Source organism: Enterobacter sp. 940_PEND (assembly GCF_001059415.1).
Taxonomy (GTDB): domain Bacteria; phylum Pseudomonadota; class Gammaproteobacteria; order Enterobacterales; family Enterobacteriaceae; genus Enterobacter; species Enterobacter cloacae_M.
In genome coordinates this window covers 1-10,434 of sequence record NZ_JUMS01000118.1, presented here as the reverse complement: position 1 = coordinate 10,434, position 10,434 = coordinate 1, and the positions used below count along the sequence as shown (strand labels likewise).

8 protein-coding genes and 1 pseudogene are annotated in these 10,434 nt (G+C 50.9%); 7 read left to right on the top strand and 2 right to left on the bottom strand.

Annotation, left to right across the window (positions count from 1 at the left end):
* The 6 genes and pseudogenes from ADJ24_RS16815 to ADJ24_RS16790 form a co-directional block, all read left to right on the top strand.
* On the top strand, positions 1 to 1,335 hold a 1,335-nt coding region (locus ADJ24_RS16815; RefSeq protein WP_239663703.1), incomplete at its 5' end, for a Tn3 family transposase.
* A 34-nt stretch (positions 1,336 to 1,369) separates the two neighbouring features.
* Positions 1,370 to 1,591: pseudogene (locus tag ADJ24_RS24475) on the top strand (incFII family plasmid replication initiator RepA); the annotation flags it as partial.
* A gap of 1,198 nt (positions 1,592 to 2,789) precedes the next feature.
* Positions 2,790 to 3,113, top strand: a complete 324-nt coding sequence (locus ADJ24_RS24465) for a Tn7-like element transposition protein TnsE (protein ID WP_157833877.1) — start codon at positions 2,790 to 2,792, stop codon at positions 3,111 to 3,113.
* Positions 3,114 to 3,276: 163 nt separating this feature from the next.
* The gene (locus ADJ24_RS16800; protein WP_015632416.1) at positions 3,277 to 4,185 is read left to right on the top strand and encodes a helix-turn-helix transcriptional regulator; all 909 of its coding nucleotides are present in this window, start codon (positions 3,277 to 3,279) and stop codon (positions 4,183 to 4,185) included.
* A gap of 14 nt (positions 4,186 to 4,199) precedes the next feature.
* Entirely contained in the window at positions 4,200 to 5,930 is a 1,731-nt protein-coding gene (locus ADJ24_RS16795; protein WP_015632415.1) for a DUF262 domain-containing protein, read from the top strand.
* Between the two features lie 11 nt (positions 5,931 to 5,941).
* Positions 5,942 to 8,218 carry a type I restriction-modification system subunit M gene (locus ADJ24_RS16790; RefSeq protein WP_048703036.1) on the top strand — a complete coding sequence of 759 codons (2,277 nt, stop codon included), beginning with the start codon at positions 5,942 to 5,944 and terminating at the stop codon, positions 8,216 to 8,218.
* 120 nt (positions 8,219 to 8,338) lie between these two features.
* On the opposite strand, the gene ADJ24_RS24460 is transcribed toward ADJ24_RS16790, so the two are convergent.
* Positions 8,339 to 9,106: a DUF1883 domain-containing protein gene (locus ADJ24_RS24460; protein ID WP_001159650.1), complete on the bottom strand. Its 768-nt coding sequence runs from the start codon at positions 9,104 to 9,106 to the stop codon at positions 8,339 to 8,341.
* Positions 9,107 to 9,274: 168 nt separating this feature from the next.
* Here ADJ24_RS24460 and ADJ24_RS16785 point away from each other — a divergent pair, with 168 nt between their 5' ends.
* Positions 9,275 to 9,889, top strand: coding sequence for a TIR domain-containing protein (locus tag ADJ24_RS16785; protein WP_000160641.1), 615 nt, complete (start codon positions 9,275 to 9,277; stop codon positions 9,887 to 9,889).
* Between the two features lie 40 nt (positions 9,890 to 9,929).
* On the opposite strand, the gene ADJ24_RS16780 is transcribed toward ADJ24_RS16785, so the two are convergent.
* The gene (locus ADJ24_RS16780) at positions 9,930 to 10,307 is read right to left on the bottom strand and encodes a hypothetical protein (RefSeq protein ID WP_233424598.1); all 378 of its coding nucleotides are present in this window, start codon (positions 10,305 to 10,307) and stop codon (positions 9,930 to 9,932) included.
* Between the last annotated feature and the right edge of the window lie 127 nt (positions 10,308 to 10,434).

Sequence of the window (10,434 nt, the reverse complement as noted above, 5' to 3'; positions counted from 1 at the left end):
CCGATACGGAGCGCATTTTTGAGCGCATGGTGGGCCTCTCCCTTGTTAAGGGGTCAGTTTGGATATAGAGAATTATTGTACTATAAGTTGCTGCTCGAAATTAACGCCCATACCGGATTTGCTGATGAGTTTTTCCATGCTAGTGAAGCCAGTGCCAGAGTTGATGATCTGCCCGTCAGCATCAGCGCCGTGCTGATGGCTGAAGCCTGCAATATCGGTCTGGAACCACTGATCAGATCAAATGTTCCTGCACTGACCCGACACCGGCTGAACTGGACAAAAGCGAACTATCTGCGGGCTGAAACTATCACCAGCGCTAATGCCAGACTGGTTGATTTTCAGGCAACGCTGCCACTGGCACAGATATGGGGTGGCGGAGAAGTGGCATCTGCAGATGGAATGCGCTTTGTTACGCCAGTCAGAACAATCAATGCCGGACCGAACCGCAAATACTTTGGTAATAACAGAGGGATCACCTGGTACAACTTTGTGTCCGATCAGTATTCCGGCTTTCATGGCATCGTTATACCGGGGACGCTGAGGGACTCTATCTTTGTGCTGGAAGGCCTTCTGGAACAGGAGACCGGGCTGAATCCAACCGAAATTATGACCGATACAGCAGGTACCAGCGAACTTGTCTTTGGCCTTTTCTGGCTGCTGGGATACCAGTTTTCTCCACGCCTGGCTGATGCCGGTGCTTCGGTTTTCTGGCGAATGGACCATGATGCCAACTATGGCGTGCTGAATGATATTGCCAGAGGGCAATCAGATCCCCGAAAAATAGTCCTTCAGTGGGACGAAATGATCCGGACCGCTGGCTCCCTGAAACTGGGCAAAGTACAGGCTTCAGTGCTGGTCCGTTCATTGCTGAAAAGTGAACGTCCTTCCGGACTGACTCAGGCAATCATTGAAGTGGGGCGCATCAACAAAACGCTGTATCTGCTTAATTATATTGATGATGAAGATTACCGCCGGCGCATTCTGACCCAGCTTAATCGGGGAGAAAGCCGCCATGCCGTTGCCAGAGCCATCTGTCACGGTCAAAAAGGTGAGATAAGAAAACGATATACCGACGGTCAGGAAGATCAACTGGGCGCACTGGGGCTGGTCACTAACGCCGTCGTGTTATGGAACACTATGTATATGCAGGCAGCCCTGGATCATCTCCGGGCGCAAGGTGAAACACTGAATGATGAAGATATCGCACGCCTCTCCCCGCTTTGCCACGGACATATCAATATGCTCGGCCATTATTCCTTCACGCTGGCAGAACTGGTGACCAAAGGACATCTGAGACCATTAAAAGAGGCGTCAGAGGTAGAAAACGTTGCTTAACGTGAGTTTTCGTTCCACTGAGCGTCAGACCCCTAAATCTCACGGGCGGAAGCGGGATACTGCACGGCGGGATGCATCACGGCAGCGTCATGACATCGAGACGCGCGTGCGTCAGCAACTGACCCGCGAATACGCCACCGGCCGCTTCAGGGGCGATAAAGAAGCGCTGAAGCGTGAGGTTGAGCGCCGTGTGCAGGAGCGCATGCTGCTGTCGCGCGGGAACAACTACACGCGACTGGCCACTGTGCCCATATAACATTACCTTCCTTAAAAAATCCGGCCGGCGCCGGAGGCTTTCGCACGCCTGTTGCCCGGCTACTACGTATTATCTTATCTTCAGGCCTGCATTCCTCACCATAATTCCGGTCTTCCTGGCGTCAACGTGGCCTTAAATGTTATCGCCGGCGTCACTTCTGACGGCCGATTTCTGTTATCCACATATAACTGCAAGGGAGTATTTCATTAGGCTACAACCGTGATACGCATAAAGCACATGCCGTCGGACTTTCAAGGCGCGTGGTTCCTTTTAAACACCAGCTCTGTACCTCTTTTAAAGATCCTTTAATAAATCCTGTAAACAAATAACCTGTTCATCGCCTGCCCTGTGGACAGGCTGCGGAGAATGCCCGCCCTTGCAGCGACCTGACGGTCGCGACGGTTCGGCAACACCAAAGAGAGCTCCCATCGCTTCGCGACGGGCCCCGACCGGAGAACCAAATTAGTTACAGCATTCATAAGGAAGCTCATCATAAAACCAGCGCCGGTTTGCCGGCCAGGTGCCCCTCCCCACCACTGAAAAGCGCCGCCGCCCCCGGCCGAAGGCCGGGGAACACCATCGCTTTTAATGATGGGTGTTGTAACTACTCTTCTTCATCGCTGTGGGTGGAGCTGTGGTCAGTTGTTTAGTACACGCTCGTAAGCGGCCCTGCGGCCCGCTAACGCGGAGATACGCCCCGACTGCGGCTGTCGCCTTGCCGGGTCCACTCCGACCGCGTACAGCGGCGTCTGAGATGTTTTTCGCGGGTATGGCTTTGCAGCTACCATGTTAAGTTCCCTGGTGTCGCTGAAATAGTTGATGAACATCCCCCTAAGCGTCAGCAGCAAGCTGCCGCCGCTAAGGCCCCGGAAATCACGCCCTTTACGTCGTAAACGCCGTAAAGCCCGCTCACCGGGGTTAAAAGGGATTACCTTAATTTCTTCATTGCTGATAGCGGGTTAAGGCTAATCAGGGCAGGGGGTAGGGTGGCAGAATTTATAGCCCGGTAACCGGCTACGCCGGGCTTTCGGCGCCATTTGACTCCACAGACACATGTAACCTCATCTGGCGCCTCCATGCCGCTGACGCGGCATCCAGAAGTTTCCCGATGCTGTAAGTCTTAACGTCTGCTTTGTGCCAAAAGCGGAAGTAACTAACAGCAGTCTGTGTGAAAATACGGGGAGCAGGTTAAAGGTGCCTGGCCGTTGTTGAGGTGGAGTTGCAGGGCCGCACCTTCTATATCCTAGAAGTCGATACATCTGACGGTGTTTGTTCTCTATCAACTTTGCTATTACGGCTGAAGTCGCCTCTGGATTGGCCCAAGCAGCTTACGCTGTTGGCAGAAGAGTTAACCCAGAAATCACTGCACTGGCCAAATCAGCGGTTAAAAATGCTCTGCGGCAAGGATGGCTATTCCGGCATTCCTCACCCGCAGACCAAATCCGTGGATAAGGGCAAGTTGCATGAGGAGTCGACAGAGCACTGGGCGGCAAGATTTCACAGTTGGATGACATCAATCTAACGTATTGAAGAGATTTAATACAAGACGAACTATGTCTACGTTTGAGGCTTTATATCTTGTTGTTATAGTAAAGATGGTGCATGATTGTAATCAATTTGATGATAACAATAGCGCTATATGGATCACATCACTACATTCTCCTTTCATTTCATAGCTGCGGCACATGATTAGTTCACCCTCTAAACGGGTCGAGGATTTGAGCCTTGCCCAGCGCGAGCGGCTGGCCTACATCGACTTCCAGCTCTACTTCTTCGGTGATATTGGGCGCCCAGACCTGATTGAGCGCTTCGGTGTGGCGCCGGCAGGGGCAACTCGCGATCTGGCTCTTTACCGGGAAATCGCACCGCAGAACATTGAATTCGATGGTAGCAACAAGATCTACCGCATAGGCAAGGCGTTTGTTCCAATTTTCGAGCACTCGACGCAACGTGTTTTGTCGACACTCGCGCTTGGGTTTGGAGATGGAGTGAACGTCGACTCGCGGCCGCTGCTGCCATGCGAGTCTCCAGTGGCTTTGAGCTGCCCACGGATGGATGTGCTGGCCCCAATCTGCCGGGCTATCCACGCCAAGCGGCCAGTAGCCATCCGCTACCACTCAATGAGCAGCGGTGAGACCGAGCGGATCATTGTGCCCTTTGCGCTGGTCGATACCGGCCTGCGCTGGCACGTCCGAGCTTTTGATCGCAAGAGTGGCGAGTTCCGCGACTTCGTTGTCACCCGCATTGAAGCGCCTATCCTGCTTGATGAAGAACCCAAGGCTAACGAGCGTTCGGACAACGACATTCAGTGGACTCGGATCGTGGAGTTGGACTTAGTGCCTCATCCGCGCTTTGCGCGTCCCGAGGTCATCAAGATGGACTACGGGATGACCAACGGGTCGATCAAGATGCGCGTGCGGGCTGCTGTTGTGGGCTACATGCTGCTGCACTGGAGCGTGGACTGCTCGCCTGACCATCGCCTCAAAGAAGAACAGTATCGCCTATGGCTTAGCGATCCGCTGGTGCTGTACGGAGTCGAGAGCGCCAAGCTGGCTCCAGGATACCAAGCCCTGAGCAGTTCCAAGGAATCATAGGAAAGAGGAAAACAATGGCCAAGACACTTGAAGCCCACGACAAACTGATCCGCGAGATCTTCGAAGGCAGCTACCAGTTCGAGATTCCGGACTACCAGCGTCCCTATGCCTGGACAACCGAGCAGGCCACAGAGCTGTTCGATGATCTGCACTCGGCGATGCTGGATGCGCGTGTCTCCGGTGCAACCAGCCAATACTTCCTCGGCAGTATCGTTCTGATCAAGAACGACCGAGAGCCCAAATCGTCGGTGGTCGATGGCCAGCAGCGCCTGTCGACGCTGACGATGCTGTTTGCAGTGCTGCGCGAGGCCATGCCGCACGCAGCCGACGACATCACCGATTTCCTCTACAAGAAGGGCAAGGTCAGCCTCGGCGAGAAAAATGAATACCGCCTGACCGCCCGCGAGGAGGATGCCGACTTCTTTCGCACCAACATTCAAGAGCCGGGCGGCATCGCACAGTTGGTCACTAGCACCGACAAGCTGGAAGACAGCCGACTTCGATACCGCGAAAACGCCACGCTGCTGCTTGCCAAAGCCAAGGCGCTACCGCCCGCCGATCTGAGCGCACTGTGGCAGTTCCTGGCCAACGACTGCTCGCTGGTTGTTATCTCCACGCCCGATCTTGAAGCTGCCTACCGCATCTTTTCCGTGCTCAATAATCGGGGGCTTGACCTCGCGCCTATCGACATCATCAAGGCGCAGGTTCTGGGCCTAATCCGCACCACGGCAGGCGACATTAAGAGTCGGGTCTATGCCAAGGAGTGGAGTCGCATCGAAACCTCACTGGGCCGTGACGCCTTTGGTGATCTGTTCGGTCACATCCGTAGCATCTATGCGAAGAAGAAGCAGAAGTACATTTTGGTCAAAGAATTCCAAGAGCACGTCACCGAGTACAATAACCCTATCGCCCTGATCGACTCCGTCATCAAACCTTACGCAGAAGTATGGGACTTCGTGCGCGACGCTGACTTTGAGGCGACCGAGCACGCCGAGACGATCAACGAGCACCTGTTCTGGCTCAACCGCGTGGACTTCAAGGACTGGGTACCCCCGGCACTGGTGTATTTCAAGCGATTCCGGCAAAAACCAAAATTGCTCGCAGAATTCTTCCAATCACTAGAACGCCTTACCTATTTCATGTTGGTTACAAAGGTGGGTATCAACGAACGCATCGAAACCTACGCTGCGCTCATTAAAGACATCGAGTCCACGGCCTTCGACGGCGATCTAGTCACCTTGGGCACTCTGGCACTTACAGACAAACAGAAGCGAGATTTCGTGGCTGCTCTCGACGGAGATATCTACCGCAACCTGCCCAAAGCCCGCATGGCACTGGTTTTACGTCTCGAATCTCTGGTTCGAGCCCCTGGAGTGCAGCTGCAAAACGCCGTGTCGCTGGAGCATGTGCTGCCGCAAAACCCGCCTGACGGTTCGGACTGGATCAAGTGGTTCCCGGATGAAGACGAGCGAGATTGCTGGACGCACCGTTTGGCCAATCTAGTTCCGCTGGATAGGAACAAGAACTCATCTGCCAGCAACTACGACTTTTCCAAGAAGAAGGATGCCTACTTCAGGGGTAAGGGCAAGGCGTCGCCCTTCGTGCTAACGCAGGAAGTCAGGTCAGAAAACGAGTGGACACCCAACCTTCTGGCTGAGCGTCAGAAACGCCTGATGGGCGAACTCAAAAATCATTGGAAACTCGCCGTCACCACAGACAATGCCAGCGCCTCAGCGGCGAATTAAGGTAAGTATCGATGCATAAGAAGCAACAACAAGACCAAAGCCAGATCAAGTGGATTTCCGATTTCATCTGGAACATTGCCGATGACCGCTTGCGCGACGTCTATGTACGCGGCAAGTACCGCGACGTGATCCTGCCCTTCACCGTACTGCGACGGCTTGATGCCGTGCTAGAGGCGACGAAAGATGCTGTGCTAGAGCGCAAGAAGCTCCTTGATGCCCATAAAGTGGTCGAGCAAGACGGCGCTCTGCGTATGGCAGCAGGCCAAGCCTTCTACAACGTATCGGAATTTACTCTGGCCAAGCTCAAGGCCAGTGCCGCAGGCCAGCGGCTGCGTGATGATTTTATTGCGTATCTGGATGGATTTTCGCCCAACGTCCAGGAAATCCTCGCCAAGTTCAGTTTCCACAACCAGATCCAGAAGTTGGTGGATTCCCACGTTCTGGGCTACTTGATTGAAGATTTCCTCGACCCGGAGGTCAATCTCTCGCCGTTGCCGGTGAAGGATGCCGACGGCCGCATCAAGCTGCCGCCGCTGGACAACCATGGCATAGGCACTGTGTTCGAAGAGCTGATCCGCCGCTTTAACGAAGATAACAATGAAGAGGCAGGCGAGCACTTCACCCCGCGCGACGTGGTGCAGCTCATGGCCAAGCTGCTGTTCCTTCCTGTGGCCGAGCGCATCGAGTCTAGCACCTATTCGCTCTACGACGGCTCCTGCGGCACCGGCGGCATGCTCACCGTGGCCGAGGAATCGCTACACGAGCTTGCCGGGCAGCATGGCAAGGAAGTCTCCATCCACCTGTTCGGGCAAGAAATTAGCGACGAAACCTACGCCATCTGCAAGGCCGATCTGCTCTTGAAGGGCGAAGGCGAGGAGGCCGAGAACATCGTCGGTGGCGCTGATAAGTCCACTCTGTCCGCTGACCAGTTCCGTTCGCGCGAATTTGATTTCATGATCTCCAACCCGCCCTACGGCAAGAGTTGGAAGACCGATCTGGAGCGCATGGGCGGCAAGAAGGAATTCAATGACCAGCGCTTCATCGTCAGCCACGCGGGCAATGCTGAGTTCAAGCTTATCACCCGCTCCAGCGACGGACAGCTCATGTTCCTGGTGAATAAGCTGCAAAAGATGAAACACCACACGCCGTTGGGCAGCCGCATCGCGCTGGTTCATAATGGCTCCGCGCTGTTCACCGGCGATGCAGGCCAGGGCGAGAGTAACATCCGCCGTTGGGTGCTGGAGAACGACTGGCTGGAGGCCATCATCGCCCTGCCGCTCAACATTTTCTACAACACCGGCATCGCCACCTATATCTGGGTGTTGGCCAACAAGAAAGCCGAAGCGCGTCGTGACAAAGTGCAGTTGATCGATGCAAGTGGCTGGTTCCAGCCGCTGCGCCGCAATCTCGGCAAGAAGAATTGTGAACTCTCGGATGGAGACATCCAGCGAATCATCGACATCTACCTCGGCGAGGCGCAAGAAACCGCCGAGTCGAAATGGTTCGACACTCAGGACTTCGGCTACTGGAAGATCACTGTCGAGCGCCCGCTGCGCCTGAAAAGCCAGCTCTCCGACGAGCGAATCGAACTCCTGCGTTTTGCCACCGGCGACGAGGCGATACGCGCCGAGATCTACGCCACCCACGGCGAGGCGCTCTATACCGATTTCGCCAAGCTCAAGCCGACCATCGAGGCATGGCTGAAAGGCGAGGACGAGAACGAAGAGGACGAGAACGAAGACAGCGGCGATGACAGCGAGACTCCCGCCGCGCGTAAGGCCGTGCCCGCCAAGCGCCGCAAGAAGCTGCTCGACGCATCGACGTGGCTGCGCGACAAGGCGCTGATGGTGGTGGCGCAACGGGTGCAAAAAGCTCTAGGTAGCGCCGTGTTCGATGACCACAATGAATTCCGTACCCGCTTCGATACTGCCCTGAAAGCTCAGGGTGACAAGCTCAGCGCACCCGAGAAGAAGGCCATCTACAAAGCTGTGAGCTGGCGTGACGAAACGGCCCCGCCAGTCATTGCCAAACGCAGCAAACTCAAGGCGAGCGACTTCTTTGAGCCCGGCTTCGATGGCGCGTACCTGGAGACAGTGGGCAAGGATCGGTTCATGGTCGAGTACGAACCCGACAGTGAGCTGCGCGATACCGAGCAGGTACCGCTGAAGGAGTCGGGTGGTATCGATGCGTTTTTCGAGCGGGAAGTGCTGCCGCATGTACCGGACGCCTGGATCGCTACCGACAAGACCCAGATCGGTTATGAGATATCGTTTGCCCGCTACTTCTAGGGGTTTGAAGGCCAATGGAACGAAAACGTACGTTAAGAATGTAATTTATTGATATTCATAAAAATAAAAAAAGGATCGCTGATTGATCCTTTTGTTTTGCTATTTGAATTTCGATAAACATTAACCACGAGAATGCAGTAGCTCGGCTATCTCATGAGCAATTTCATCGATTGTATGAGTTGCAGTACTACGAGCAACTTTGTCTGCTAATGATGGACTAAAATCGACAACTTCTTGTTTTGTAATATTATGCCATATGGGAAGCAATATTTGCTCACCAGAAATAGCACGAGTGACGATTCCATCAAGTTCATAATTTGTCCAACCTTTGCTTATAAACGCCGGAGACAAAACTACTAACCCAACACGACTGTTTGCTAAACCTTTGTCTATTTTTTGTCTCAGGCTGTCACCAATTCTTAACGTCATTTCGTCATACCATACATTAAGGCCGTGACTGATTAATGAGTTTGCCAGAGAGCGAACAAAATCATCTTTATCCTCTGAGGCATGCGAAATAAATACGTCATGTATCTCGTTGCTCTGTGCTGTTGACGGTGGTCTGTTATCTCTTACCAGACTAGGAACTTCGCTTAACGGCCTATCCTGAATTTCAGGAAGAACCCCTGGAAGAACGCGAACAGAAGCCCTGGTACTCCCCCTTAATCCCTGCATATCTACAGCAATATGCCAATGGCCTGATGAAGGGATCTGTAACCTTATGGGGGAGCGCTTTGCTAACCCACCAATGTAGGAATGTCGTCGGCCATTCTTATAACTACTGAAGTTAGAACTATCCATTAGTCTAACATTTGCACCACTGGTAAGGGTGATTTCAACAATCTCCCCTCTTTTTCTTTGACCAAGATCATTATGGATGAATTGCATGTAAGTCTGCTCTCTTCATTTGAATTGGAAGAATGTAGCCACTTCCTGATTATACTGTATCCAGTGGTTGAGAGTATCTCTTAGTGTGAAAAAATAAATTATAAGACTTTTACTCGGTATGGATGAAGATGTAAAATCCGTAAACCAGAGAATAAATGAGGAAAAAGCGTGACCAAGCACAAAGTTTTCATCAGTTACCACCATGCTAATGACCAATGGTACAAAAACGAACTTGAAAAAATGAATGATGTTTTTGATATTTTTGTGAATCGCTCGGTATCACTTGGTGACATTGATGAAGAAGAAGAACCTCAAAAGATCAGAGAAATAATAAGGGATGAATATTTACGTGATACATCCGCTCTTATTTTACTCGTTGGGACTGAGACTAAAAATAGAAAGCATGTTGATTGGGAATTATATTCATCCATGAGGGATAGTCCCAGAAACGGCAAATCAGGTATTTTTATTATAAATCTTCCTTCAACAGGGACAAACAACATTAGAGCCAGTCATGGTGAAAATGAAAAAAATGAATTTCATCCTAATATAACCGAGTGGATAACAATCAACGACAGAACAACATATAAAGAAATATATCCATATATGCCTGAAAGAGTTATCGATAACTTGATGAGTGAAAAGTCATATATATCAATAGTCAACTGGGATCAGATACACAATAACCCAGAAAACCTTAGAAAAATGATTGAGTTAACATATCAAGATAAAGATAAGTGCGAATACGTTTTTTCTACCCCAATGAGAATGCGTAATGGCTAGCAGAAACAGTAAAGGGGAGTATGATACTCCCCTTTACTTGTTACCAATCCCATTTGGTGGTGTTCACGTTAAATGTTTGTTGAACCCGTGATGTGAAAAAATCATTTACTACTTTAAAATCGTTACATATTTTACTGTAGTTATAGTATTGCTTTTGTATTTTATTTATAGGCGTCAGGTGAACTTTTAATGGTGTATTAGTTATAACATCAATAACTTCATCCTTATCTGATATATATTTATACCATCTTTTATAATTATTTTGATTTTTAGTTAAAAATTTATTTAACACCATTAACATATCATTGCTAATATTATATAACTCATTGTCTTTTTTTGGATTCAATAGTTTCATTTCATCTCTAATAAATTGATATGTCTGATAATATGATGAGATAACTTCATCGAATGCGTCCACATTTTTCTTCAACTTAAAGATAGCTCTTTTTGAATCCAGATGATTTTTTATACTTTTGCGATATAACGTACCACTTTCGGTAATGACTCCAACTTACTGATAGTGTTTTATGTTCAGATAATGCCCG

Excerpts from the sequence above, each read along its gene's own strand:
- ADJ24_RS24460 (WP_001159650.1), bottom strand. The coding sequence starts at position 9,106 with ATGCAATTCATCCATAATGATCTTGGTCAAAGAAAAAGAGGGGAGATT.
- ADJ24_RS16800 (WP_015632416.1), top strand. The coding sequence starts at position 3,277 with ATGATTAGTTCACCCTCTAAACGGGTCGAGGATTTGAGCCTTGCCCAG.
- ADJ24_RS16790 (WP_048703036.1), top strand. The coding sequence starts at position 5,942 with ATGCATAAGAAGCAACAACAAGACCAAAGCCAGATCAAGTGGATTTCC.
- ADJ24_RS16795 (WP_015632415.1), top strand. The coding sequence starts at position 4,200 with ATGGCCAAGACACTTGAAGCCCACGACAAACTGATCCGCGAGATCTTC.